This window comes from Actinomycetota bacterium (assembly GCA_035640355.1).
GTDB lineage: Bacteria > Actinomycetota > UBA4738 > UBA4738 > HRBIN12 > CALGFI01.
On record DASQWI010000022.1, the window covers coordinates 1 to 24,342 of the forward strand.

Consider the following 24,342-nt stretch of genomic DNA (forward strand, 5'->3'; position numbering starts at 1 on the left):
CGCCGTTGTCGCCGCCGCCGTTCCCGCCGCCGCCGCCGTTACCGCCGCCGCCGTTTCCACCGCCACCGCCGTTCCCGCCCGTGAGGTTCGGGCCTTCGACGGGGCCACCACCGCCCTCGTCTGACAGGTCGGGGTACAGGCTGCCCAGGATCGACGACAGCGCCGTGTTGACGCGCGACGGCAGCAGAGCGACGAAGGTGCTGAGGCGGGCGGTGATATCTGCGTCCAGACCGTTGATCGAGAAGCCCTGTTCCTTGGCTCGGTCGCGGACGTCCACCAGCTCTTCGGCCACCAGGCTTGCGAGGACGTAGTCGCCGCTCTCGAGCGCGCCCACCAGCTCACGAAGTGTCGCGCGAGCGTGGTCCATCGGGTCGACTAGGTCGATGACGTTGCCGCCAGTGCCTCCCTCGGTCCGATCCACCGGCCGCGGCGTCGGACCGCCCGTCGCGAGCATCGCGATCAGCCCCCATACCACCAGCGTCGCGCCGCTGGCGATGGCCACGAGACGCGCCATCCCGCCGGCGCCGTTCACGTTCGACGCGGCAGCAACGCGCTTGGGGGGACCGTCAGGCGCTGATGCGGTCGCCGCGACGCCGGTCGCCGCCGCGGTGCCCGACGCGGCCGGTTGGACGATCCGCGGGGGTTCGGCGACGAACATGTTTCCGAGAAGGGCGGTCAGGGCCGAGAGCCCAACCCCCTTCTCGAGATATCCGTCCGCGCCCGGCGGCGGGGGTCCACTAGCGGCCGGGCCGCCGGTGAACACGATGACCTTCGCGTCGGGGACGGCCTCGCGGATCCTCGCGAGCGTACCGCCGGCGGCGCCGGCCGCCAGCAGGTCTCCGTCGACCACCACCGCGTCCGGCTCGCCCGCACGGATCCTGGCCACCATCGCCTTCTGGGATGCGGTCGTCCCGACGACGTCGTAGCCGTCGTCCTCGAGGAATCGGCGCACGAGGCCCCGCTTGGGATAGATGTCGCCCACGATGAACACGCGGATGCGCTCGGCCGGCGTCATCTACTGCCTCTCCCTCACTGCTCGATGGGGCATGGTAGTTAGAGGCTACCCAGTACTGCCCAGGATGCTTCCACGCACGACCCACATCGAACCTCAGCCGAAAGGCGGAAACCGCAGGTGATTCCTGCCTGAGATACCTGGGCTGAGTCGCTCAGCCCGTCACAGAAGGCAGGCGGGTGGGCCGTTTGGCCTCGTAGCGGGCGATCTCCGCCTCCCGACGAAGCGTGAGGCCGATGTCGTCCAGACCCTCGATGAGTCGCCACCGAGTGTAGGGGTCGATCGTGAACGGCTCCTCGCCGGCGGACGACGAGACTCGGAGCGCCTCCAGGTCGACGGTGATCTCGCTTCTTGGATCCGTGTGAGCGAGATCCATCAGCCTTTGGACTGACGCCTCTGGGAGCTCCAAAGCGAGGAGCCCGATCTTCCCGCAGTTGTTCCGGAAGATGTCGGCGAACGACGGCGCGATGACCGCTCGGAATCCCGCGTCCTCGAGGGCCCAGACAGCATGCTCGCGGCTCGAGCCGCTTCCGAAGTTCGCGCCCGCGAGAAGGATCGAGGCGCCCTCGAATCGCGGATCGTTGAGGACGAACGACGGATCCGTTCTCCACTCGGCGAAGAGGAACGGACCGAAGCCCGCGCGCTCGATGCGCTTCAGGTGCTCAGCCGGGATGATCTGGTCCGTATCGACATCCGCGCGATCGAGTGGGAGCGCCCGCCCCGTGTGCGAAGTGAACGGCCTCATGTGTTCATTTGGGGAGACGACGTTCGCTCGCCCGCTCGCTCACTTCTTGGGTCCTCCGCAGCCCCTGCCAGATCCTGCGGCGTAGCGAAGTGTCCGGCGACGGCCGTCGCCGCCGCGACGGCGGGCGACACGAGGTGAGTTCGGCCACCGCGCCCCTGGCGCCCCTCGAAGTTGCGGTTGCTCGTGCTCGCGCTGCGCTCGCCGGGATCGAGCCTGTCAGGGTTCATGCCGAGGCACATCGAGCAACCGGCGTCACGCCATTCGAATCCAGCCTCTTTGAACACGAGGTCGATTCCCTCTTCCTCGGCTTGCTGCTTCACCAACATCGAGCCGGGAACCACCATCGCACGCAACCCCGCCGCCACCTTTCGGCCGCGCAGGATGCTCGCCGCCTCGCGAAGGTCCGTGATCCTGCTGTTCGTGCACGAGCCGATGAAGATCGTGTCGGGACGGATCTCCCGGATCGGCATCCCGGGCTTCAGCGCCATGTACGCGAGCGCGCGCTCGGCGGCGTCGTTCGCCGGTTCGGGAACGACGTCGTCGATCGTGACCGTCTGTCCCGGGTTCGTTCCCCAGCTCACGTGGGGCCGAAGCTTCGTCGCGTCGAGCACGACGTCGTCGTCGAACGCCGCGCCGTCATCCGTGGGAAGCGTTCGCCAGTCGTCGAGAGCGTCCTCCCAGTTGGCGCCGTTCGGCGCGTGCGGCCTGCGCTCGAGCCACGCGAAAGTCGTGTCGTCCGGCGCGACCATGCCTGCCCTCGCACCCGCTTCGATCGACATGTTGCACACGGTCATGCGGCCTTCCATCGACAGTCCCCGGATGGCGCTTCCCCGGTATTCGATGATCTTGCCTACGCCACCACCGGTTCCGATGCGCGCGATGATGGCGAGGATCACGTCCTTCGCCGAGACGCCCTCGGGCAGCTCGCCCTCCACGGTGACCGCCATCGTTCCGGGCTTGGACTGGGGAAGCGTCTGCGTCGCGAGGACGTGCTCGACCTCCGACGTCCCGATCCCGATCGCCAGTGCACCGAAGGCGCCGTGAGTGCTCGTGTGCGAATCGCCGCAGGCGATGAACAGCCCCGGCTGCGTGAGCCCCATCTGCGGCCCGATCACGTGGACGATCCCCTGGCCCAGATGGCCCGTCGGGAAGAGCTCGATGCCGAACTCGGCGCAGTTGCGGGCAAGGGCCTCCATCTGCTTCACGCTCACGGGATCCACGTCACCCGGCCCGGTCGGCACGTTGTGGTCCATCGTCGCCACCGTGAGATCAGGACGCCTGACGCCACGGCCGGCCATGCGCAGTCCGTCGAACGCCTGCGGGCTGGTCACCTCGTGAACGAGGTGGAGGTCGACGTAGAGCAGGTCGGGCTCGCCTTCCGCGCGATGAACGACGTGGCGTTCCCAGACCTTCTCGGCGAGCGTTCGGGCCGTCCCGGACATCGTCTTCATGGTGACAGGGCACGCCGAGTCCGTCTAGGCTAGTTCCACATAGTGGAACGGGGTTCCGATGGGCGGAACAGGCCGAACGACCGTGACGATCGCCGATACCGGCGTGGGGACTCTGGACCGGGCCGTTGCGATCCTCGACGCCGTCGAGTCCGGCGTCCATCGGTTCACCGGGATCATGCACGCGACGGGCCTTCCGAGGGGCACGACTCACCGCTTGATCGCCTCGCTCGAGCGTCACGGCTTCCTCTCGAGGTATCCGGGGTTCGGGTACCGGCTCGGACCGCGACTGCTCCGTCTGGCCCACGAGGGAATGCGGGAGCTCCCGCTGCGCGACGTGGCGCATCCTTCCCTCGAGCGCCTCGCGCGTGTCACGGGCGAGAGCGCACAGCTGTACGTGCGGTCGGGCGACGAGCGCGTTTGCATCGACGCCGTCGAATCGCAGAGCGAGCTCCGAACGATCGTCCGGGTCGGCGCGTCGCTCCCGCTCCACGCCGGATCCGCCGCGAAGGTGTTCCTGGCGTTCGCACCCGATCGGGGGCGACACGTCCGCAAGGCCGCCGATCCGGTTCGGTTCGGCCGCGACGTCGAGGTCGTTCTGACGCGCGGATGGGCGTCGAGCGTCGACGAACGTCAACAGGGCGTGGGCTCGGTCAGCGCTCCCATCCTCGGCGACCGCGACGCGCTGCTCGGCGTCGTCTCGATCTCCGGTCCGTCGTCGCGGATGAGCAAGGCCAACGCAAGGCGATACGTCCCTGCGCTGCAGGAGGCCGCGCGACGGATCGAGTCCGCCCTCGGCGTCCCCGGCTAGGGCCTACTGCGCGACGCTGACGGCATCGCGCGCGCCGTTGGTGACGTCCGCGTTGCCGTCGGCCAGATACACGTGGAACGACGCGCCGCCGCCCTCACGGTCCTCGACCCACGCATGTCCGCCGTGGAGTTCGGCGAAACGCGCGACGAGTGAGAGCCCGATACCGCTTCCGGGCTTGGAGCGCGAGCGAGGTCCGCGACGGAACGCCTCGAAGATCGAAAGCTTGTGTTCGTCCGGCACGCCGGGTCCCTCGTCCTCGACGACGATCGTTGCTCCACCTTCATCGTGCCGCGTCACTCGTACCCAGATACGTGCCCACGGGGGCGTGTACCGCACGGCGTTCAGGATGAGGTTGTCGATGATGCGTTCCACCTTCGGCTCGTCGACGTTCACGGTCACGCGCGTGTCGCCGATGATCACCTTGCGGTGATGCAGCAGCTCGACCCGGTCCGCGAGGCGCTGCACGAGCTCGCCGAGATCACACGGGAACCTCCGCGGCTCGACGAAGCCGCGGTCCAGCCGGTCGAGGTCGAGCAGATCGGACAGCAGCGCATTCATCGCTTTCGTTCGCTCGACCATCGTCTTCAGCAGGTGCGCGCGCTCGGCCGGATCGAGGTCTCGATCCAGTCGGTCGAGCGTGCTGGCGGCGCCCATGATGGCGGTGAGCGGTTCCTTGAGATCGTGCGACAGCGTGTGCAGGAGCGTGTTGTTCAAGCGGTTGAGCGCGAACAGCCGTTCCTCTGAGTGCCGGCGCTGTGTGATGTCGTACATCACGCCCTGCAGGAACAGCGCGTTGCCGTCGTCGTCCCGGACGACTGACGCTTCGTCCAAGATCCACCGCCATCGGCCGTCCCGGTGGCGCATCCGGTACTCGTAACGGAACGGAGCTGCGCTCGCGTGCGAGCGCTCCTCCGCCTCGAGAAGACCGGGAAGGTCGTCGGGGTGCGTGAACGTCCCTTGCGGGCTGGGGTGCGCGAGCCATTCTTCCGGCGTGAAGCCCATCAGCTGCTCGATCTGCGGGCTGATGTAGACCCAGTCTCCGTCCGAACCGTACCCGGCGAGGTAGACGACGGCGGGGATCCGCTCGACCAGGTTGCGGTACTTGGCATCGGTCTGCGCGTGCTGCTCTGCTGCGATGTGGGCGTCGGTGACGTCCATCATGACGCCCTGCCAGAACCGAGCGCCGGTCGTCGGTTCTTCGACGAAGAACGCCTCGTCGCGGAACCACCGCACGGTCCCGTCCTTGGCGAGCATCCGGTACTCCGACTCGAAGCGTTTCGCCACGCCCACCGCGTTGCTGTCGCGGCTGACACGTTCGCGATCGTCCGGATGGATGGCGGCGAGCCACAGCGATGGGTCGGAGATCCACTCGTCCGCCGAGTAGCCGAGCAGCGTGGTCACCTGGGGGCTCACGTAGACGCCCCGGTACCCCTCCGCCGCGCTGGAGTCCGGAACGAGCGTGTACGTGATGGCGGGGATCTGTTCGACGAGCATTCGGTAGCGCACCTCCGCCTCGCGAAGCTCGAGGTAGCGCGCCTTGGCGGTCGTGCGTCCATCGATGTCGAAGGCACGAACGACCAGGATCGGCTCGACGCCTTCGATCAACTCCGCCGAGACGCGCACGATGCGTGTCTCGCCCTCGGATGCCGTGAGGGTCGTGTCGTACCCGTCGATCAGTCCGGTCTGGCGGAGCCGCTCGCGCGAGCGCTCCGGGCCGAGGTCGCCCCACAGCCCGAGGTCGTCCACGCTCGAGCCGAGGACGTCGCCGATGCTCAGGCCTGCGAGCGAGCAGAAGGTGTCGTTGGCCTCGAGGACGACGCCGTCGTCGAACCGGGCGATGACCATCCCGACGAGGCTTCCGTGGAAGACACCGTCGAAGAGGCCCTCGCGGTGCGGGGCGGAGATGTCCGAGTCCATGTCGTCAGAACATCGGCCGGACGGGGGAGTGAGTTTACGGTCAGGTGGCCGAAACCAGCGGTTCGGGCCCGGTCGTCACCGCGCGTGTTCGGCCAGGATCTTCACGATGCGGTCCTCGAGATGGATCGCCGTCGACTTGGAGATCCTCGAGCCCAGGATGGAGAACTCGACCCAGGCGTTCAGCCGCTCCGCGTAGACCCAGCCCGAGAGCGCCGAGACGTCCTCCAGCGTGCCGGTCTTGGCCCGAACGGAAACCTCGCGGAGACGATGCTCGAGCGTGCCCTGACCGCCCCTCGGGAGCGCCAAGCGCAGGTCGTCGCCCCAGGTTTCCTCCTCCGACTGGCCGAGCAGCTCGACCAGGCCGGCCGCGGTCACGCGGTTGTCGTACGAGAGCCCGGAGGAGTCCATCGCCGTGATCCGGACGCCGCGGTGAGCGGCCCAGCCTTCGATCGTGGCCGCGCCCTTGGCGATGGTCCCCGGCCTTCCGCGCACCTCTGCACCGAGTCCCTTCCCGAGCACCTCCGCGGCGAAGTTCCACGACGAGCGGAGCGTCGTCGCCAGGAGCCTTTGCAGCTCGTCCGACTCGATCTCCGCGATGAACTCCAGCCCGGGGGGCGGTGAGCCCGCGCCCGGCCGCCCGGCGACTTGCACGGCACGGCGCTCGAGCAGCTTCATGAGCGCATCCGCCGCCTCGCGTTCGGCAACGGGATCATGGTTGCTCTCGAACGTGAGCGCGGTCGGCCGGTTTACGTAGTCTCGTGCCACCTTGTTCCACCCGGGCGCGTCCCAGTCGTGACGGAAGAACGACGTCGAGCCCATCACGCGACCGGTCACACGCCGCACGCCCGCCTCCACGAGCTGCACGGCGATGGCGCGCATCGACCGTCGGTCGACGAACGGGTCGCCGCGTCCGAGGATCCACAGGTTGCCACGGACCACGCCGCCCCTGAATCCCTCGGCGCCAACGCGCGTGACGATTCGATGCTCGGGGCCGAACGTGTCGAGGGACGCCATCGCGAGCAGGAGCTTCTCGGTCGACGCCGGGATGCGCGACGCCGCGTCGGCATGCCGATACAGGAACGCGCCTTGTTCGGCAACCGCGACGGAGACGTGGCGGCGTCCGATCGCCTCGTCGATCTGTTCGATCCACTTTGGCTTGACGACTTCGAACGTGAGCATTCGGCTCGTCGACGTCTCGTTCAGCGGATCCTGTGCGCGCCACCTGACGCGAAAACGCGCAACGCCGATGTCGTTCGCTGGGACGCACAGCTGCGTTTGGGCGAAGCTGATCGCGTCGAGCGTGAGGGTCTCGACGATGGTCCACGCGCCACCGTCCCGCTTCAGCACGTCGACCGTCTGCCCAGCTTTCGGGGGCGAGACGACGACCGTCAGATCGGCGCACGATCCGGCGACGTTCGACCCGACGACGAGCGTCGCGTGGACGAGCGCGCGAACGCCCACCAGCGCCTCGCCGGAGGTCGCCTCCGCGCACCCGCCGACCGCTGGCAGTTGGACGCGATACGCGCCGCTGTGCTCCTGCGACTGCGCGAACGAGAACGCGCCGCCGGCTGCGGTGGTTCCCGTCGCGACGGTCGCGAAGCTGACGGACAAGGCGGGCCGCCACTGCAGGAGGATCTGTCGCGGGCCGACGCACGTCGCATCGCCGGTGACGTTGCCTGAGACGGTGACGTCCTCGTGAAAGTCGACGATGGCCGTCGACGCGGTGAGCTCGATCGTCGCCGATCCCGCGACGGCGTCGGGCACCAGGACGAGTGGCGCGAGCGCCACCGTCGCGGCGACGAGCGCGCCCAGCTTTCGGCCGTGGTTCATGCGAGCCTACCGGGATCGGAGGTCCGCGTATCCTGCCGCTTCACGTTCCGCGCTACAAGCACAATGGGACAACGCGGCCGCTTGACCGGAGTTGTTACCGTTTGCCGGTGGAGGCGTTCATCTTCCTGCAGGTCCAGGCGGGCGTGGACGCGAGCGTCGCGCGGGGCGTGGCGGATCTGCCGGGCGTCGTGTCGGTCGACGTCGTCACCGGCCCGCACGACGTGGTGGTGCGGGCCGAGGCGGACAGCATCGACGAGCTCGGCAAGCGCGTGCTTCGGCCGATCCAACAGATCGACGGCGTTACGCGAACGCTGACGTGTCCGATCATGCGGCGATGGACGTGGCTCGGGGACGATGCGTCAGCCGACCGTGGGTGACAAGGGATGCAATCCGCGGGGAGACTGTCCTACGGCTTCGGGGGTAACACGGTGAGCGAACCGAACGTTCCACGGCCCCCGGCGAGGAAGGACTCATGAACGCGGTCTCGTATCAGGCCAAACCCGACGTTTACGAACCCACTGTGCTGTGCGCGTTCGCGGGTTGGAACGACGGAGGCGAAGGGGCGACGAACGCGCTCCGAACCGCACGCGAGCAGTGGGGATCCGTGCCGTTCGCTTCGATCGACCCGGAGGAGTTCTACGACTTCCAGGTGCATCGCCCCTCGGTCCAACTCGTCGGGGGTCGAACCCGGCGCATCGACTGGCCGGCGAACGAGTTCTCGTGGGCGCGTGTGGGCGGCCGGTACGTCGTGGTGTTCATCGGCGTCGAGCCAAACGTGCGTTGGCGGACGTACTGCGAGCAGATCCTCGCCGTGTGCTCCGAGCTCGGCGCATCGGTGCTCGTTACGCTCGGTGCGTTCCTGGCCGACGTGCCGCACACGGTCCCCGCGCCGGTCAGCGCATCGTCCGGGCATCGTTCGTGGGCGAGCCGGCCCGGGATCGTTCCTGCGCAGTACGAGGGTCCGACCGGCATCGTCGGCGTGCTGAACGACCTCGCCCTGCGCGCCGGAGTTCCCGCCGTGTCGATCTGGGCGGCATCGCCGCATTACCTGCCGCAGATGACGAATCCGAAAGTCACGCTCGCCCTCCTCGAGCGGATGCGCGACCTGCTCGAGCTGCACATCGATACGGGCGCCGTCGATCTGGCCGCGCGTTCCTGGCAACGCGAGGTGGACGACGCGATCGAGCACGACGGGAATCTCGGGGACTACGTGAAGAGGCTCGAGGACGCGGCCGAGCAGGGGCTCGTCGCCGATCCCTCGGATGTCCCGAGCGGCGAGGACCTCGCCGCGGAGCTCGAGCGCTACCTTCGCGAGCGCGGTTCGACCGACGACTAGGGGGCGCGGGGGGGACGCAAGAAGTGAGCGAGCGACGCGAGCGAACGTCGTCCCCCGACGAGTGAGGCGTGGAGCTTCGGAGGTTCGGTCGCGCCGACCTCGAGGTTCCGGTCATCGGGCTCGGCACGTGGACGGTGTTCGACGTCGCGCCGTCCGATGAAGCCGGTCCAGGCGCGGTTGTCGAGGGCGCGTTCGGTGACGGGGTTCGACTCGTCGACTCGTCGCCGATGTACGGCCGCGCGGAAGCGGTGCTCGGTCGCGCGCTGACCCGGGCCGGCGTTCGCGCCTCCGCGACGGTGGCGACCAAGATCTGGACACCGTCGATCGTGGAAGGTCGCCACCAGTTCGAGTCGCAGCTCGACTTCTTCGGTGGGCGCGTCGACATCGAGCAGATCCACAACCTCGTCGCGTGGCGAGAGCACCTCGGTTGGCTCGAGGACGAGGTGAAACTAGGGCGTATCGGTCTGCTCGGCGCGACGCACTGGAGCGAGGCGCGGTTCGGAGAGCTGATCGAGGTGATGGAGACGGGTCACCTCGATTCCATCCAGATCCCGTACAACCCGCTGGAGCGCAAGGCCGAGGGTGAGGTTCTGTCGCAAGCGGAGGAGCGGGGCATCGGTGTCATCGCCATGCGTCCCTTCGCGGAGGGCAGCTTGCTGGCGCACGCGCCGTCCGATCCGCGTGTCCTCCGCGAGCTCGGCGTCGAGACATGGGCGCAGGCGTTGCTCAAGTGGACGCTGAGCGATCGACGTGTTCACGTGGCGATCCCGGCGACCTCATCGGTCGAGCACGCGCGCTCGAACGCCGCGGCCGGCGACCCGCCGTGGTTCGACGATGAGCAACGCGCCCTCGTCGAGCGGGTCGTCGCGCGGGGATGAGCGGCCGAACGAACGCGTCCGTGCCATCGTAGGGTCCGCCCGTGCGCGCCGCGATCATGGACGCCCCGGTTCGCCCCCTGGAGATGCGCGACATGCACGACCCGTGGCCGGGGCCGGGCGAGGTGCGGATCCGCGTTGCAGCGTGCGCGATCTGCCGGACGGACCTGCACGTGCTGGACGGCGATCTGTCCGAACCGAAGCTCCCCCTCGTGCTGGGACATCAGATCGTCGGGGTCGTGGAGACCGTCGGGGACGCGGTCGCAGACCGGGCCATCGGCGACCGCGTGGGCGTACCGTGGCTCGGCTGGGCGTGCGGCGAATGCGACTATTGTCGATCGGAGCGCGAGAACCTGTGCGTCCGCGCCGTCTTCACCGGATATCAACGGGACGGCGGATACGCCGAGCTTGCGGTGGCCGACGGGCGATTCTGCCTGGAGCTCCCCGAGACGTATGACGACGTCCACGCGACGCCGTTGTTGTGCGCGGGACCGATCGGCTACCGCGCGTACCGGATGGCTGGCGACGTGAGCTCGATCGGTCTGTACGGGTTCGGTAACGCGGCACGCCTCGTGGCGCAGATCGCACGAAACGAGGGTCGGTCGGTGTTCGCGTTCACTCGTCCGGGCGACGCCGAGACACAGCGCGAGGCGCTCGAGCTCGGATGCGCGTGGGCGGGCGACTCCACGGAGTCCGCCCCCGAGCCGCTCGGCGCAGCGGTCGTGTTCGCGCCCGCGGGCGAGCTCGTTCCGGCGGCGCTCCGTTCGCTCGCGCGCGGTGGCACCGTCGTATGCGCCGAGATCCACATGACCGATATCCCGTCGTTCCCGTACGAGTTGCTGTGGGGCGAGCGTGTGATCCGCTCGGTCGCGAACCTCACGCGTCGCGACGGACACGAGTTCTTGTCCCTTGCGGCCGCGGCCGGTGTGACGACGCAAGTGACGACGTATCCGCTCGACCGCTCGAACGACGCGCTCGATGCGGCGAGGGCCGGACTGGGCGGAACCTCCGTTCTCGTTCCCTAGGTTCCGCTACAGGAGCGGTTCGACCGCCAGGATCCCGGTGCGGTAGGCCTCGATCGCGCCGGCGTCGTCTCCACCCTCTCGGAGCAGGTCGCCGAGCGTCCCATACGAGACGGCCAGACCGATCGTCTGCTCGGTGCGCACGTAGATCTCGATCGCCGCGCGGACGTGCTTCTCGCCCTGTGTCCGGTCGAGCTCGGCGAGCACCCGCCCCAGCGCGAGGTGCGCGTACGCGAGCTCCGGATCGTCGCTCGTCGCCAGCAGGGCGATAGCGTGTTCGAGCAACGCGCGCGCCTTGTGTCGATCGCCCTGCAGCTGGGCGAGGCGGGCGAGCTCGTTCATCGTGCGGGCGAGGTCCTTGGTGTTCCCCGTTCGCTCGAACGTCGCACGCGCCGTCTCGAGCTCGCGCCGTGCGCCGTCGGCGTCTCCTTCACGGAGCATCACGTAGCCGCGCGCGAGGTGCGCTCCTCCGCGTTCCGTCTGGAGTCCTAGCGCGCGGTATGCATCCTCCGCGCGCTGCAGCGACGCCGTCGCGTCGTCGATCCGTCCAGCCGCGAGGTACTGGCGCGCGACGTTCATGTGCATCTGAGCGATGCGCGCGGGATCGGCGATCCGCGGCTCGAGGAGCTCGAGCTCTCGAGCCGACTCGGCGGCCTTCGCCATCAGCCCGGCATCGATGTACGAATAGACGAGGCTCGCGTGGATGCGGGCGATGGCGTCCGGATCGCTGAGGCCCGATCGCTCGATCTCGTCGAGCAGGCTCTCGAGCAGGAAGATCGCGTACCGCACGTCGCCGAGCGCGCTGAAACAGATCGCCTTCCCGTCGACGGCGTCGACGCGGGCGGCCGCTGGCTCGTCGCGGAGGAGCTCCTCGGCACGCTGGTAACGCTCGAGCGCCAGGTCGGGGCGTCCGCTGCGCTGGAGCCACAGCCCGTGAAGCTCCTCGGTCCTTGCCTCGATGCCGGACAGGCTGTGGCGGCGGGCGTCACGGCGGATGTGCTCGAGCTCGCGTTCGGTCTCCTCGAAGCGGCCGTCGGAGATGGCGACGCGCGCGTCGTGCAAACGCATCCGAAGCGAGGTCTCGAGGCCGGGCGGCCGCCCCGTGATCAGCTCCTCCGCGTCGACTCCGAGCTTCGACGCGAAGTGCTCGAGCGCCTCACGCGACGGCCTTCGCCGCCCGGCCTCGACGGTGCTGACGTACGCGTGCGTGTAGCGGGGCTCCCCGACCTGGCGCTGCGTGAGGCCGCGCGCCTGGCGTAGTCGCCGCAGTCTTGTGCCGACCACCGCAACCCCTTCGTCGCTCGCGCTCTCAACTTCGGCAGCGGACGTGCCGAACTTAACCATCGAGGTTGCCCGCAGGCAAGCAGCTAGTTACATTCGGCTCCCGTTCGGGGGAGGCGAAGGAGGAGCCGATGCGGGCACATTGGACGGTTCGGGCTCGGTACCTGGCGCTCACGCTGGGCACGCTCGCGGCGATGATCGCTGCCGGCAGCGCCGGTTGGCCGAGGCACTGAACCAAGAACGAGGCCAAGGAAGGGGAATGACGGGGTCCGGGGGTTCCGGGGAACCCCCGACTCGCGCCGACCGCCCCGGGGAGGACGTCGTGGAGGTCGAACTTCGCGCCGAAGAGCGCTACTACCGTCTCGAGGGCGTCGTCTTCCGGGTGCGCATGGACCGTCTCGAGCAGGGCTCCGAGTACCTGCGGCAGGGCCGTTGGGTCTGGACGCCCATCACCTCTGGGAGCGTGATCCACAACCCCCACGCGGCGCGTCTGTCGCCCATCGAGGCACAGCCGTACCGCGCTATCCGCTGAGCCCCGTCGTCACCCTGCGAGACGGCTCCGGCAGTCCGGCGATGGGCGATCCGCCGTCGAACCGCGTGCGCCCGCTCTGCGTAATCACCGTGACGGTGCCCTCGCCGACCGCCCACCACATCCCGTCGTGATGAACCGCGGCTGTCCGTTCGTCGATCCCGAGCAGGATGACCTCGTTGTGCTCGGCGCCGGCGAGCGCCGAGTCGACCCACCGGTGTCCGAAGCCGTCGAAGTGCGGGATCACGGCCACGCGCGGCACGAGTGCAAGCGCCGGCGCGTAGCGCCGTCGCTGGTCGCCCGGCATCCGCTCACGGGTCAGCGTCCACTCGCCGAACGCCATCGCGCCGGCCGACGAGCCGGCGAGCGCCGCGCCGCCGCGCCAAGCGGTGGCGATGGCGTCCCACAGCGGCGTTCCGGCGAGCGTCGCCGGAACGAGCGCCGGGTCACCGCCGACCAGATAGAAGAACCGTCCTGCCACCGCGCGTTCGACGTTCGCGGGCGAAGTCGCATCGCGCTTCCGCAGCGCCGGGAGCTCTTCGACGTGAAGGCCCAATGCGCCGAACCATCGAACCGCGTTCGCGACGGCAATCTCGGGGCGCTGCCGTCCGGCCGCCGTCGCGAGCACGTACGCCGGAGCCCCCGCAGCGGCACGGACGAGGATCTCGTCCTGCGGCTCGTTCCCCGGTTTCAGCTCGTCGCCTCCGACGAGCGCGAGCGGGCCCGTCATCCCAGGTTCGATCAGTCGATGTTTCGCCTCAGTCGGTTCGTGACGCGACGCGTCGCGCTCGACGCTCGCCGTTTCGGCCGCGGGGTCGCCTCGCGCGCAGCTCGCACGGTCCCTTCGATGTCGAGATCCTCGGGACGGTCGGGGAACAGCTCGCGGCGTCGCTGACCGACCCACAGGAACAGGTCGGCGTCGGTGGCCTTGGGCCACATCGCGTCGAGCCTCTCGCGGCGGATGGCCTCGATGGTCGGAACGTACACGCGGTCGTACCAGTCCGCGGCGATGTCCTCGGGCGAGAGAACCTCTCCGCGTTCCATCATCAGGTGGAAGCCGTGGATCTTGATGTGCTCGAGCAACTCGATGTATCCCTGCGGCCGGCTGAACTCGACCGTCGCGTCCGGCCGCGCTCGCCCCAGACCCGACTCCTCCATGAACCGCCGTTCTTGCTCGGCCATGATGATGCTGCCGACGTCCGCGTCGGCCGGGAGAGGGGTGCGGCTCCGCAGCTCGGTGATCTCGGCGTCGATCATCTCGATGCCGCGTTGCTTGGCGATCGCCACCCGGTGGTGGCCGTCGACGACGAAATACCGCCCGTCGATCTCGTACACGACGATCGGGGGAAAATCGCCGTCGGGCCACGACTCCTCGACCTGCTGCCACCGCTCCTGGATCTTCGAGCGCTTGGGCAGGAAATCACGGTCGAAGTCGTCCACTCGGCTGACGGTCCCCACGATCTTGTCAACGGGGATGGGGCGCACGCCGACGTACGTCTGCTCGAGTGCGCCGAGGCGCCTCGACACCTCGTCGAGCGACAGGAGCGGTCGTTGCTCGCGGCCCTTCGCCACCGTTGAGAGCCTGCGATAGGCCTCCTGCCGGCGGGCCTTGGGGAACGACGAGCTCAGGTAGTCCTTTCGTTCGCTCACGCGTCGAGGTCTATCACCTTGTAGGGCACGACGTTCACGATCCGCGTTCCGTTCACACGACGGTCTGGTCGAACGATCCCGTACGGGTGGATGTGGCCGTGAAGAAACAGCTTCGGTTGCAGGCGCGCGATCAGGTCGTGGAACGCGTCGAACCCCTCGTGCGGTGCGTCGTCATCGTCTCCCATCCCCTGGGGCGGCGAGTGCGCGATCACCACGTCCACGGGTCGTCCGTCGCGACGCGTCTTCCATGCGACCCGACGGCGGAGCCTGCGTACGCGTCGGCGCATCTCGGTCTGCGTGTACTGGTTCGGGCCTGGTCGATAGCGGATCGAACCGCCGAGTCCTGCGATCCTCAGGCCCGCGACGTCTTCGACGCGGCCGTCGACGTTCGAGCCGCCCCGCGGCCCGGGGGGATCGACGAAGTGCTGGTTCGCGATCGCCGGAAGCCCGAGCAACGCGATCGGAGCGGGAGTCAGCGCGGGATCGTGGTTCCCGGGGACGAACAGCAACGGCGCGTTCACCGCGTCCACGATGTGTTCGAGGTCGTCCCACGGGATGTCGCCGCACGAGACGATGACGTCCGGACGCGCCCGGAGCACGTCCGGGAGACCGGGGAACGGTTCGTCGGCGACGGCGAGGATGCGTGGCATCGAACGGCCCGATATCGATGCTACGCCGCCGTCGCACGGAGCGGCTCTCAGGCGACGGACGCGACGACGTCGCCGAGGGCGCGGATCGAGAGTTCGGTGATGGGGTCCAGGACGAGGATGATCTCGTCCGCTCCGGCGTCGGCGAGCTGGCGAAGGTGCCGTGCGACTCGCTCGGACGATCCTTCTACCGGCGTCACGCCGTCGCGGATCGGGCGCTCCATCGCGTCTCGGTCGAGGACGACGAGCGTGCACGCGCTCCGGGTGACCTCGGCGGCTTCGCGTCCCGCATCGACCACGAACGAGGAGATGCGTTCGTTCAGCGTCGTGAACCTCGACGGTTCGTTGCCGTAGTCGTCGAACCACGTGTTCCACGCGTCGACGTGCGGGATCGTCGCCCGAAGGAGTCGTTCTCCGTTCGAGCCGATCATGATCGGCAGCCGCGATGCCGGTCGCGGAAGGAGCACCGCGTCGTTCGTGTGAACGAAACGGCCGTGGAACGTCACGTGCTCTCCCTCGAGCAGTCGGCGAACGACCGTGAACGCCTCCTCGAACCGCGACGCGCGATGGTCGAACGGAACGCCGAACGCCTGAAACTCCGTCTCGTTCCAGCCGGCGCCGATCCCGAGCACGAACCTGCCGCCGCTCACCTCATGAACGTTCGCCGCCATGCGGGCGAGGACACCCGGCGGATGGAACGCCGCGCACGCGACGAGCGGTCCGAGGCGAACGCGTTCTGTCGAGGCGGCCAGCGCCGCCAGCATCGTCCACGCGTCCCGCGGGCCGCGTTCGCCGCGTGAGTCCCGGTACAGCAGGTGATCGCCGAGCCAGATGGAGTCGAAACCGCTTTGCTCGGCGGCGCGCGCCATCGCCACGTACTCGGTCCAGGGAACGTCCCGTTCGACCTCTGGGAGCTGGACGCCGATGCGCAAGTGTCAGCCGCCGAGCATCCCGTCGCGTCCGAGGTCTCGAAATATCGCCTGTGCGCGACTATCGAGGACGACCACGCTCTTCCCGGCGATCGACCCGCCATGTCCACCGGCGACGGCGTTCCGCACGCGCCGGGGCTGGAATGCGGGCGCCGCGACGAGGAGCTCGAACATCTCGGTGAGCGACAGATCGGTGACCACGTTCCGGGCGGCGGCGAGCGCCCACGGAACGACCGCGGCCGAGCCCTCGGCAACCTCGCGCCGGAGCGTCGCGAGCGCGGCGATCATCAGACGCCCCTGGTTGAACGATCGGCCGAAGTCGCCGTTCGGCAGGTCGTGGCGGACGCGGGCGAAGGCCAGCGCTTCGCGCCCCGAGAGGTGCTCCGGACCGCGACGGAAGTGCGCGTTCGCATAGACGTCGCTGATCGGATACTGGATCTTCATGTCGATCCCGCCGACGGCCTTGACCATGCGTTCGAACCCCTGGAAGCCAGTCAGAAGGTAGGCGTCGATCCGGATCCCGCTCAGGCGCTCGACGGTGTCGACGAGCAGCCCCGGACCGCCCAGGACGAGGGCGGCGTTGATCTTGTCGGAGCCGTAGCCGGGGATCGACACCCACGAGTCGCGCGGGATCCCCACGATCGACACGCGACCGTGGCGCGGGTTCACGCCGACGATGTGGATCGAGTCCGCGCGCGTGCCGGTGACCGACTGGCCTGGTCGCGCGTCGCTTCCGATCACGAGCACGAACAACGGCTCGTTCGAGGGAAGGCCCGGCGCGATTGCGGCGTCCCTCGGGCCGCCCTCGAGGACGTTCGGCACGTGGCCATGCACGTCGTACGACACGATTCGCCACTCGCCGTTCACGCGGCGGAGGACGTACTCGCCCTCGTGCGTCACTGGGGCACGCTTCTCGCCCGCCTGGGCGATGCCGGCGAACCGCGCATCCGCGACGGCGAAGAGCGGACGCTTCTGCCCGTCCGCCAGGAACCGAACGTCCAGGAGCGCGCGCCTCGGCTGCAGTGCATCGACGTCGCGCGCGACAGGACCGAGCGTCAGATCCGCGATGTCGCGGCTCGCCTGATCCCGAACGGGCCCGGCGAACAGACGGAAGAGCGAGGGGAACTCGCCGTCCTGCCACCGCACAGGATCGACGAAGCCGATCGTGTAGAGCTCGGAAATCGTCCGGCGGACCGCGCGCGTCGGTTCCGCTAGGTCGCTTCGGCGGATCCTCCCTTCCACGCCGTGCGCGTCCACCTCACGAAGCGTCATCGAGAGCTCGTGGACCGGCGGCGCCGCCAGCGAGCCGCTCGGTGCCACCGGAACCGTCGTCGGTTCGTCGACCTGTCGCGGCGACGGCGACGTGCACGCGGTGGCGACGGTCGCGAGGAGCGCGATCGCGTGTCCGACCGCCCGGACGGCCGCCTTCAGCATTCGCCCGAGCCTATCGGCTGCGTATGGATCGAACCGCCGCTACGACTTCTTCCGGCGTTTCGCGGCGGCCTTCTTCCCGCCGCGCTTCGATGCTCCCGGAGAGTTGGCGATCCTCGCCGCGCGCTCCTTCGACATGCCCTTCTCGCGGAGCCCTTCGTACTGTTTGGAGTTCTTGACGTTGCCGTGCTTCTTCTGTGGCATGACGTCACCTCCTGTCGGGCAGATACCCACCGGCGACGCGACGCAATCGAGCGTGCGCGTCAGCCCGCCGGCAGCTGCTGCCGGAGCGTCTGTACGTCGGCGAACGGGTCGCCGTCCCGATCGAGCCGTTCGAGGGCTCGCCTCGGCCCGAACCACAGGTCACGTTCGGAACGCTTCTCGACGGCTGCGTGGATCTCACCCCAGTCGAGCGGCATCGACACGGTCGGGAATGGACCGGCTCGAAGCGAGTACGGCGCGACGGTCGAGCGCCGCCAATCGTTCTGGAGCCAGTCGACGAGCACCTTGCCCGCGCGCACGCCCTTCGCCTGGCGATCGACGACGAGGGTCGGAGTGGACACGGCGAGCGCCTTCGCAACGACCCGCGCGAACGACTTGGTCTCCCCGAACGTCGCCCGCATATTCAGAGGGACGGCAACATGGAGCCCGAGCGAGCCGGACGTCTTCACGAACGAGCGCAGGCCGACGCCCGCGAGGGCTTCGTGGAGCAGGAGCGCGACGCGACTGCACTCGATCAGGCCGGCACCTCCACCGGGGTCGAGGTCGAACATCATCATCGTCGGGGTGTCGACGTCGTTCGTGCGCATCAACAGTGGATGGAGCTCGATCGCCGAGAGGTTCGCGGCCCACAGCAGCCCCGCGAGATCGTTCACAACGCAGTAGTCCTGGGGCTCGCCTCCAGGAACGGTGAGGACGGACGTGTCCACGAACTCGGGGCGGTTCGAACCGCACCGCGTTTGGTACCAGGTGTTGCCCTCGACGCCCTCGGGGAATCGTCGAAGCGTCAGTGGACGCTCGGCGATGTGGCGGAGCAGCGCGGCCGAGACCTCGTAGTAGTACGTGAGCATCTGGCCCTTCGTGAACCGGCCGCGTGGGTACAGGATGCGTTCGGGCGTCGTGATCCGGACGGTCGTGCCGCCGACGTCTATGCGCGTCGCGTCGCGCGCCGTCACGTCTTTCTCGGCGGGGGCCGCACCTTGATCGTCACGCCCATGTTCTACCCGTGCACTCCCCGGCCGGCGGCGACGAGGAGGGCCGGCGAGCGGTGGTCCACCTCGAGCTGGTCGAACGTGCAGGAACGCGGATCGCGATCGGGACGCCACCTGAGGAAGCGCGCCGGATGTCGGAAGCGGTCACGGTCGAACCTGTCGTACGCGACCTCTGCGACGCGATCGAGCCGGATGGGGACCCAGTCGTGCGCCATGTCGGGCGTCCATCGCCCGGCTGTCCCTTTCAGCCGGCCGAGCGGACTCGGTTCGATCAGGAACCCCTCCGCCCAGGGGTGCTCCGGGAGCGGGACGGCGAGCGGCGACAGCTCGTCGAGGAACGCTCGTCGCGAGGCGTCGGTGAACGAGCTGACGACGCCGACGTGGCGGAGGTGGCCCTCCTCGTCGAACAGGCCCAGCAGGAGCGACCCGATCGCGGGCCGGCTCTCGAGCCAACGGTAGCCCGCGACGACGCACTCCGCGGTGTGCTCGCGTTTGACCTTCAGCATGGCGCGTTCGCCCGGCACGTAGCGAAGATCTCGGTGCTTCGCGACCACGCCGTCGACGCCACCGCCGGCGTACCCGTCCAGCCAGCGCTCGGCGAGATCGGGGTCGTCCGTGATCGGCGTGAGCGCGACCGAGTCGGGCGGATCTTCGAGCAGCGACTCGAGACGTCGACGCCGCTCGTCGAACCGTTCGTCGCGGAGGTCGTCCTCGGCGATCTGAATCACGTCGAACGCAACGAACGATGCGGGCGTCTCGCTCCGCAATCGTTGGACGCGGGACGCAGCGGGATGCAGTCGCGAGAGCAGCGCGGCGAAGTCGAACGCCCCGTCCTTGTCGCGGACGAGGATCTCCCCGTCGACGATCAGCCGGTCAGGCTCCATTGACCCGAACGCCTCGACGAGCTCGGGGAAGTAGCGGGCGAGCGGCCGCGCATGACGGCTCCACAGCTCGACGTCGTCGCCGTCGCGTACGACGAGCGCGCGGAACCCGTCCCACTTCGGCTCGTAACGATGTCCCTCCGCGTGGGGCAGCTCGCGGACGAGTCGAGCAAGCATCGGCTCGATCGGCGGCGACATCTCTTCAGCCGTCGAGCGAGCGACGAACGGTGGTCAGATCGCGGACGAACGCGGTCATCTCGGCGTCCCTGTTCGCGTCGTCCGCTCGGAGGATCGAGCTCGGGTGAACGGTCGCAGTCACGAGAGCGTCGATCCCTTCCACGTCGACGAACTCGCCGCGACGCTCGGTCACCTTGAATGACTTGCCGGCGATGGCCTGCGCCGCGGTCGCACCGAGGCACACGAGGACCTCCGGGTTGACCACGGCCAGTTCCGCGTCGAGCCAGGGGCGGCACGCCGTGATGTGCGCCATGGCCGGCTTTCGATGAAGCCGACGCTTGCCGCGCGCCTCCCACCGGAAGTGCTTCACGACGTTCGTGACGTAGACGTCGTCGCGCTCGATCTCCGCGTCCTCCAGCGCGCGGTCCAGGAGCTTGCCCGCCGGACCGACGAAGGGGTGCCCTTCGACGTCCTCTCGGTCGCCGGGCTGCTCCCCGACGAGCATCACGCGGGCCTTCTCCGGCCCCTCGCCGAAGACCGTCTGTGTGCCGAGCAGATGCAGCTCGCACGCGGTGCACGGCGCCGCGGCCTGCTGGAGCTTGGGGATCGTTGGGTTCTCCGGGACCAGCGGGGCAGCGGTCTCCCGGGCCGCTTTGGCCCCGTCCGAGCGAGACGCTGGATCGGCCACGAACGCGTACCTACCCGGCGCCTTGCGCGCCGAACCGCTCCCGGGTTCGCGACCTCGGGCTTCTCAGCGCGGCCGCGCCGTCGTATGCTGGGCGGGGTGTTTGAATGGCCGTTCAAACGGCCGGAGTGTGGACCTGAGGAGCCCGAGATGCAGACCGACCGCCGCGCCGATCGCCTCCGCTACGACGAACGCGACTGGCGACCTCGTCCGACGCTGGCGGGGCACGAGTACACGAGTCAGGAGGTCTACGACGAGGAGCGGGACAAGATCTGGTGGGCCGACTGGGTCACGATCGGCCGGAGCGAGGAGGTCGCGAACCCCGGCGACTTCGTGGTGAAGGACCTTGCCGGCGAGTCGATCTTCGTCGTTCGCAACCAGGACTCCGCCCTCCGTGGCTTCTACAACGTCTGCGCGCACCGCGGAACCAAGTTCCTCGACGACAACGCCACGGGGAATGCACGCAAGGCGTTCCGCTGCCCCTACCACGCGTGGACCTACGATCTCGACGGGCGGCTGATCGGCACGCCGAACGTCAAGGAAGACGAGCTGTTCGATCGGTCAAACTACCCGCTGCACCCGGTCACGATCGACGAGTACGCGGGGTTCCTGTTCGCCAACCTGTCACCGGAGCCTCGTCCGCTGATGGAGGCCCTCACGGACGGCGCCGAGACGATCACCGTGTTCGAACGGTTCAAGATGCAAGACCTGCGGATCGGCGTCCGCATCGTCTACGAGGTGAACGCCAACTGGAAGATCGTCGTCGAGAACTACAACGAGTGCCTGCACTGCCCGAGCATCCATCCCGAGCTCGTGCAGGTCGTTCCGCTGTTCCGGTTCGGAGAGGTATGGGACGAGGAGACGCGCGACGACGGCAACGCGATGCGCGACGGCGCGACGAGCTTCACGATCTCCGGTACATCCGAGCTCCCGAAGCTCCCGGGCCTCGATCCCGTCGACTACACGATGTACTACGGGTCGTACGAGTTCCCAAACCTGATGCTGAACCTGCACCCGGACTGTGGGATGTATTACATCGCGTTCCCGAAAGGTCCACGCCACACGCAGGTCGTCTCGGAATACCTGTTCCGACCCGAGGTGATTGCCGATCCGACCGTGTTCAAGCCCGAGCCGGTCGTCGAGTTCTGGGACCTCATCTCAAAGCAGGACTGGGACGTCTGCGAGCGCGCTCAGACCGGGGTCGGCTCGCGTGCGTTCACGGCAGGCGTATATCCGCGCCAGGATCGATTCCTCTACTGGTTCAACGAGGAGTACAGACTGGCCATGGGTCGCGACCTCCTCGGCTGAGCGTGGTTTTCGAACCGCCAAACCCCCCTCAACGGCCGTCCGTAGTACCCGCGAGGCCGCGTCGCGGCCGCAACCGGATCAGAGAGGGGGAGTTCGATGCGTCTACGCGTCGCGATCGCGGTGCTCGCGTTGCTCGTGGTGGCGTCGGTCGGAAGCCTGCAGGCCTCAGCCGGCGGCGGCAGGGTGTTCATGGCCATGCTCGACGGCTACCAGGAGGCGCCGCTCACGCTGTCGGTCCCAGGTACGGGCTCGTTTCGTGCCGATCTCGCCGTGGCCGGTGAATCGCTGTCGTACCGTCTGAGCTACTCGGACCTCACCGGTCCGGCGCTGTTCGCACACATCCATCTCGGTGAGCCCGCGATCGCCGGCGGGGTCATCGCGTTCCTCTGCGATTCGACCGAGAACGCCCTGCCGGGCGTGCCCGATTGCCCTGGAGCGGGCGGTACCGTCACGGGGACGATCGAACCGGATGACGTGATCGGTCCGGCGGGCCAGGGCATCGCTTCGGGTGAGTTCGACGAGCTCGTAGCGGCGCTGCGCGTCGGCGCCGCCTATGCGAACGTGCACACGGTGCTGTTCCAGCCCGGCGAGATCCGCGGCCAGATCCGATAGGGGGTCGTAGGGCGGGGAAGCCCGCCCGGTTCGCCCGGGCGGGCTCCTGCTTGCGCCGGCGATCAGCTGGCCTTGCGGATCGCCTCGATCAGCTCCCACTTGCCCATCTTGGAGCGACCGGGGATGCCCTTGCGCTTCGCGACGTCGTAGAGCTGTGTCCGGTTGCGATCCTCGAGCGAGCGTCCGGCCTTTCCGCCGCGTCGTCGTGATGCCGCGGCCTGCCGGCCGAGGTCTCGCCGGGTCGCCTTGGGCAGCTTCGCGATGGTCCGTTTCCGCTTCGCCGCCGAGCTCGCCTTGCGGATGTTGCGCCTCGCCGCCTGAGTCTGCTTCCTGGTCGCCATGCCACCACCTCCATCGGAGGTCGTACCCGCCTCGCGCCTGTGGAACCGTCCGGCGCGTCGATGCCCGATTCGGCATAGCATCGATGGGTCCCTGAGTGAGGAGGCCGACGTGGACGAACCGACGACCGACCGAACCTTGTCCGACGACGACATCCAGACCATCTCGCCGCCCGTGGGGTCGGCCAGCACGGAGCGGCCGCAAGACGCCGACGGGACCGACAGCCGCGACGGAAAGGACGGCGACGCCACGGACATGCGCGACGGCGACGCGCGCGACCAGGACGGGCAGGACTCCCAGGACACCGACTCGAAGGACATGAAGGACGCCGACGGCACCGACACACGCGACACCGACGGCACCGACAGCCGGGACACGGACGGAACCGACCAGCGTTCGTGACGTCCGTCATCGAGCTCGAGCGCACGGGCGCCACGTCCGCGCTCGAGCTCTGCACCGGTGACGTCTCCGCGTTCAGGGAGCGAACGTGGGGGCGGAGCGTGCTCGTTCATCGGAGCGCCGGGCCGAACGCGTTCGCGGGACTGCTGAGCCTGGACGACGTCGATCGCATCCTTTCGACGACGTCGCTGCGGACGCCGTCGTTTCGGCTGGTGAAGGCCGGCGAGCAGATCCCGGAGTCGTCGTACACGCGCTCCGGCACGACTGGCTCGAAGCCGGTGAGCGGGATGGCCGATCCCATGCGCGTGTTCGAGCTCTTCCGGGCGGGCGCGACGATCGTCTTGCAGGGCCTGCATCGGTACTGGGAACCGGTCTCGCTGTTCACCCGCGATCTGGAGCTCGAGCTGGGGCATGCATGTCAGGTGAACGCCTATGTCACGCCGCCGGGAGCGCAGGGTCTCGAGCTGCACGAGGACCCGCACGACGTGTTCGTGCTGCAGGCGTTCGGGAAGAAGGCGTGGGAGCTACATGCCGCGCCTGGTGAGCCGACGCGCGACCCCGTGAGCGCGACGATCGAACCGGGCGACTCCATCTATATGCCGAAGGGAACGCCGCACGCGGCGTCCACGCAGGAGGCCGTGTCGGGCCACCTGACGGTCGGCGTTCACGTTGGGACGTGGCGCGACGTGGTGACGCGGGGGTGGCGCGTCGTCGAGCGCGATGCTGCATTCGACGAGCCGCTCCCGCTCGGATGGCATCGCGATCCCGAATCCGTGGAGCGCGCTTTGGAGGACAAGCTCGGAGTCGCACGCGGCGAGCTCGGACGCCTGTCGGCGCGCGAGCTCGCCGATACCCACGCGTCGGACTTCCTCTCCACCCGCGCTTCGCTCCTCCGCGGCGCGCTCACCGATGTCCTCGAGCTCGACGAGATCGGAGATGAGACGCTGGTCGAACGCAGGCGCGGTTCCGTGTGTGAGCTGCGTGCCCGCGGCGACCGCCTCGAGGTGCTCCTCGGCGATCGCCGCCTCGAGATGCCGTTTTGGGTGGAGCCGGCCATGCGCCGGATCGCGGCCGCCGACCAGTTTCGTGTTCACGACCTCGCCGACGCGGTGAACGATGCGGACAGCCGAGCCGTTCTGACCCGGCGGCTGGTCCGGGAGGGCTTGCTGACGATCGTTCGCTAGTTCGCCTGGCTGAAGGTTATGCGCGTACCGCTGGCGGGCGCACCGAGCTCGAAACGGTCTCGCCAGCACAGCCCGTACGCTCA

Annotated in this window: 26 protein-coding genes; 10 read left to right on the forward strand and 16 right to left on the reverse strand. The window is 68.7% G+C overall.

Going from position 1 to position 24,342, the window contains the following annotated elements; genetic code table 11:
- From VFA08_11575 to leuC, 3 genes are all read right to left on the reverse strand, one after another.
- A partial coding sequence (locus tag VFA08_11575) for a response regulator (GenBank protein ID HYZ14223.1) occupies positions 1-1,015 on the reverse strand: 1,015 nt, incomplete at its 3' end.
- Positions 1,016-1,166: 151 nt separating this feature from the next.
- Entirely contained in the window at positions 1,167-1,757 is a 591-nt protein-coding gene (gene leuD, locus VFA08_11580; protein ID HYZ14224.1) for a 3-isopropylmalate dehydratase small subunit, read from the reverse strand.
- Positions 1,754-3,199 carry a 3-isopropylmalate dehydratase large subunit gene (gene leuC, locus VFA08_11585; protein HYZ14225.1) on the reverse strand — a complete coding sequence of 482 codons (1,446 nt, stop codon included), beginning with the start codon at positions 3,197-3,199 and terminating at the stop codon, positions 1,754-1,756. The genes leuD and leuC overlap by 4 nt, the downstream gene beginning before the upstream one ends.
- A 67-nt stretch (positions 3,200-3,266) precedes the next feature.
- On the opposite strand from leuC, the gene VFA08_11590 reads away from it, so the two are divergent.
- Entirely contained in the window at positions 3,267-4,016 is a 750-nt protein-coding gene (locus VFA08_11590; GenBank protein HYZ14226.1) for an IclR family transcriptional regulator, read from the forward strand.
- 3 nt (positions 4,017-4,019) lie between these two features.
- Here VFA08_11590 and VFA08_11595 read toward each other — a convergent pair whose 3' ends face one another.
- Positions 4,020-5,933 (reverse strand): PAS domain-containing protein, encoded by a 1,914-nt coding sequence (locus tag VFA08_11595; protein HYZ14227.1) that lies wholly within the window; start codon positions 5,931-5,933, stop codon positions 4,020-4,022.
- A 75-nt stretch (positions 5,934-6,008) separates the two neighbouring features.
- On the reverse strand, positions 6,009-7,763 hold the full coding sequence (locus VFA08_11600) for a D-alanyl-D-alanine carboxypeptidase (GenBank protein ID HYZ14228.1): 1,755 nt from the start codon (positions 7,761-7,763) through the stop codon (positions 6,009-6,011).
- A 107-nt stretch (positions 7,764-7,870) separates the two neighbouring features.
- Between VFA08_11600 and VFA08_11605 the strand changes: the two genes are divergently transcribed.
- The 4 genes from VFA08_11605 to VFA08_11620 all read left to right on the forward strand — a co-directional run bounded on the left by VFA08_11605 (position 7,871) and on the right by VFA08_11620 (position 10,999).
- Complete coding sequence (locus VFA08_11605) at positions 7,871-8,140, forward strand: Lrp/AsnC ligand binding domain-containing protein (protein HYZ14229.1); 270 nt, start codon at positions 7,871-7,873, stop codon at positions 8,138-8,140.
- Between the two features lie 95 nt (positions 8,141-8,235).
- Complete coding sequence (locus VFA08_11610) at positions 8,236-9,099, forward strand: PAC2 family protein (GenBank protein HYZ14230.1); 864 nt, start codon at positions 8,236-8,238, stop codon at positions 9,097-9,099.
- Between the two features lie 68 nt (positions 9,100-9,167).
- The gene (locus tag VFA08_11615) at positions 9,168-9,977 is read left to right on the forward strand and encodes an aldo/keto reductase (GenBank protein ID HYZ14231.1); all 810 of its coding nucleotides are present in this window, start codon (positions 9,168-9,170) and stop codon (positions 9,975-9,977) included.
- Positions 9,978-10,018: 41 nt separating this feature from the next.
- Entirely contained in the window at positions 10,019-10,999 is a 981-nt protein-coding gene (locus VFA08_11620) for a zinc-dependent alcohol dehydrogenase family protein (protein ID HYZ14232.1), read from the forward strand.
- Between the two features lie 6 nt (positions 11,000-11,005).
- On the opposite strand, the gene VFA08_11625 is transcribed toward VFA08_11620, so the two are convergent.
- Entirely contained in the window at positions 11,006-12,280 is a 1,275-nt protein-coding gene (locus VFA08_11625; protein HYZ14233.1) for a tetratricopeptide repeat protein, read from the reverse strand.
- A gap of 319 nt (positions 12,281-12,599) precedes the next feature.
- On the opposite strand from VFA08_11625, the gene VFA08_11630 reads away from it, so the two are divergent.
- Complete coding sequence (locus VFA08_11630) at positions 12,600-12,809, forward strand: hypothetical protein (protein HYZ14234.1); 210 nt, start codon at positions 12,600-12,602, stop codon at positions 12,807-12,809.
- On the opposite strand, the gene VFA08_11635 is transcribed toward VFA08_11630, so the two are convergent.
- From VFA08_11635 to VFA08_11675, 9 genes are read right to left on the reverse strand one after another with little or no spacing between them, the layout of a single operon-like run.
- The gene (locus VFA08_11635; GenBank protein ID HYZ14235.1) at positions 12,799-13,536 is read right to left on the reverse strand and encodes a Type 1 glutamine amidotransferase-like domain-containing protein; all 738 of its coding nucleotides are present in this window, start codon (positions 13,534-13,536) and stop codon (positions 12,799-12,801) included. The genes VFA08_11630 and VFA08_11635 overlap by 11 nt on opposite strands.
- Positions 13,537-13,547: 11 nt before the next feature.
- Positions 13,548-14,456, reverse strand: a complete 909-nt coding sequence (locus tag VFA08_11640) for a ParB N-terminal domain-containing protein (GenBank protein HYZ14236.1) — start codon at positions 14,454-14,456, stop codon at positions 13,548-13,550.
- Positions 14,453-15,106 (reverse strand): metallophosphoesterase, encoded by a 654-nt coding sequence (locus VFA08_11645; protein ID HYZ14237.1) that lies wholly within the window; start codon positions 15,104-15,106, stop codon positions 14,453-14,455. The genes VFA08_11640 and VFA08_11645 overlap by 4 nt, the downstream gene beginning before the upstream one ends.
- 47 nt (positions 15,107-15,153) lie before the next feature.
- Positions 15,154-16,035, reverse strand: a complete 882-nt coding sequence (locus VFA08_11650; GenBank protein ID HYZ14238.1) for an LLM class flavin-dependent oxidoreductase — start codon at positions 16,033-16,035, stop codon at positions 15,154-15,156.
- A 3-nt stretch (positions 16,036-16,038) separates the two neighbouring features.
- Positions 16,039-17,466 (reverse strand): LCP family protein, encoded by a 1,428-nt coding sequence (locus VFA08_11655; GenBank protein ID HYZ14239.1) that lies wholly within the window; start codon positions 17,464-17,466, stop codon positions 16,039-16,041.
- A 39-nt stretch (positions 17,467-17,505) separates the two neighbouring features.
- Positions 17,506-17,667, reverse strand: coding sequence for a hypothetical protein (locus VFA08_11660; protein HYZ14240.1), 162 nt, complete (start codon positions 17,665-17,667; stop codon positions 17,506-17,508).
- 59 nt (positions 17,668-17,726) lie between these two features.
- The gene (gene ligD / locus VFA08_11665) at positions 17,727-18,638 is read right to left on the reverse strand and encodes a non-homologous end-joining DNA ligase (protein HYZ14241.1); all 912 of its coding nucleotides are present in this window, start codon (positions 18,636-18,638) and stop codon (positions 17,727-17,729) included.
- A 44-nt stretch (positions 18,639-18,682) separates the two neighbouring features.
- Positions 18,683-19,753, reverse strand: coding sequence for an ATP-dependent DNA ligase (locus VFA08_11670; protein HYZ14242.1), 1,071 nt, complete (start codon positions 19,751-19,753; stop codon positions 18,683-18,685).
- 4 nt (positions 19,754-19,757) lie between these two features.
- Positions 19,758-20,420, reverse strand: a complete 663-nt coding sequence (locus tag VFA08_11675; protein ID HYZ14243.1) for a UdgX family uracil-DNA binding protein — start codon at positions 20,418-20,420, stop codon at positions 19,758-19,760.
- Positions 20,421-20,567: 147 nt separating this feature from the next.
- Here VFA08_11675 and VFA08_11680 point away from each other — a divergent pair, with 147 nt between their 5' ends.
- Both VFA08_11680 and VFA08_11685 read left to right on the forward strand, forming a co-directional pair.
- Entirely contained in the window at positions 20,568-21,725 is a 1,158-nt protein-coding gene (locus tag VFA08_11680; GenBank protein ID HYZ14244.1) for an aromatic ring-hydroxylating dioxygenase subunit alpha, read from the forward strand.
- A gap of 96 nt (positions 21,726-21,821) precedes the next feature.
- A complete protein-coding gene (locus VFA08_11685; protein HYZ14245.1) occupies positions 21,822-22,337 on the forward strand; it encodes a CHRD domain-containing protein in 516 nt (171 codons plus the stop codon).
- Positions 22,338-22,399: 62 nt separating this feature from the next.
- Here the strand turns inward: VFA08_11685 and VFA08_11690 are convergent, their stop codons facing one another.
- A complete protein-coding gene (locus VFA08_11690) occupies positions 22,400-22,678 on the reverse strand; it encodes a Rho termination factor N-terminal domain-containing protein (GenBank protein ID HYZ14246.1) in 279 nt (92 codons plus the stop codon).
- A 109-nt stretch (positions 22,679-22,787) separates the two neighbouring features.
- Here VFA08_11690 and VFA08_11695 point away from each other — a divergent pair, with 109 nt between their 5' ends.
- Positions 22,788-23,078, forward strand: a complete 291-nt coding sequence (locus VFA08_11695; GenBank protein HYZ14247.1) for a hypothetical protein — start codon at positions 22,788-22,790, stop codon at positions 23,076-23,078.
- On the forward strand, positions 23,075-24,259 hold the full coding sequence (locus VFA08_11700) for a cupin domain-containing protein (protein ID HYZ14248.1): 1,185 nt from the start codon (positions 23,075-23,077) through the stop codon (positions 24,257-24,259). Before VFA08_11695 ends, VFA08_11700 begins: the two co-directional genes overlap by 4 nt.
- Positions 24,260-24,342 lie beyond the last annotated feature (83 nt).

Bases quoted from the DNA above. Each gene is read 5' to 3' on its own strand.
- leuD (HYZ14224.1), bottom strand. From the start codon at position 1,757: ATGAGGCCGTTCACTTCGCACACGGGGCGGGCGCTCCCACTCGATCGC.
- leuC (HYZ14225.1), bottom strand. From the start codon at position 3,199: ATGTCCGGGACGGCCCGAACGCTCGCCGAGAAGGTCTGGGAACGCCAC.
- VFA08_11590 (HYZ14226.1), top strand. From the start codon at position 3,267: ATGGGCGGAACAGGCCGAACGACCGTGACGATCGCCGATACCGGCGTG.
- VFA08_11595 (HYZ14227.1), bottom strand. From the start codon at position 5,933: ATGGACTCGGACATCTCCGCCCCGCACCGCGAGGGCCTCTTCGACGGT.
- VFA08_11600 (HYZ14228.1), bottom strand. From the start codon at position 7,763: ATGAACCACGGCCGAAAGCTGGGCGCGCTCGTCGCCGCGACGGTGGCG.
- VFA08_11610 (HYZ14230.1), top strand. From the start codon at position 8,236: ATGAACGCGGTCTCGTATCAGGCCAAACCCGACGTTTACGAACCCACT.
- VFA08_11635 (HYZ14235.1), bottom strand. From the start codon at position 13,536: ATGACGGGCCCGCTCGCGCTCGTCGGAGGCGACGAGCTGAAACCGGGG.
- VFA08_11645 (HYZ14237.1), bottom strand. From the start codon at position 15,106: ATGCCACGCATCCTCGCCGTCGCCGACGAACCGTTCCCCGGTCTCCCG.
- VFA08_11655 (HYZ14239.1), bottom strand. From the start codon at position 17,466: ATGCTGAAGGCGGCCGTCCGGGCGGTCGGACACGCGATCGCGCTCCTC.
- VFA08_11660 (HYZ14240.1), bottom strand. From the start codon at position 17,667: ATGCCACAGAAGAAGCACGGCAACGTCAAGAACTCCAAACAGTACGAA.
- VFA08_11670 (HYZ14242.1), bottom strand. From the start codon at position 19,753: ATGTCGCCGCCGATCGAGCCGATGCTTGCTCGACTCGTCCGCGAGCTG.
- VFA08_11680 (HYZ14244.1), top strand. From the start codon at position 20,568: ATGCAGACCGACCGCCGCGCCGATCGCCTCCGCTACGACGAACGCGAC.
- VFA08_11685 (HYZ14245.1), top strand. From the start codon at position 21,822: ATGCGTCTACGCGTCGCGATCGCGGTGCTCGCGTTGCTCGTGGTGGCG.
- VFA08_11690 (HYZ14246.1), bottom strand. From the start codon at position 22,678: ATGGCGACCAGGAAGCAGACTCAGGCGGCGAGGCGCAACATCCGCAAG.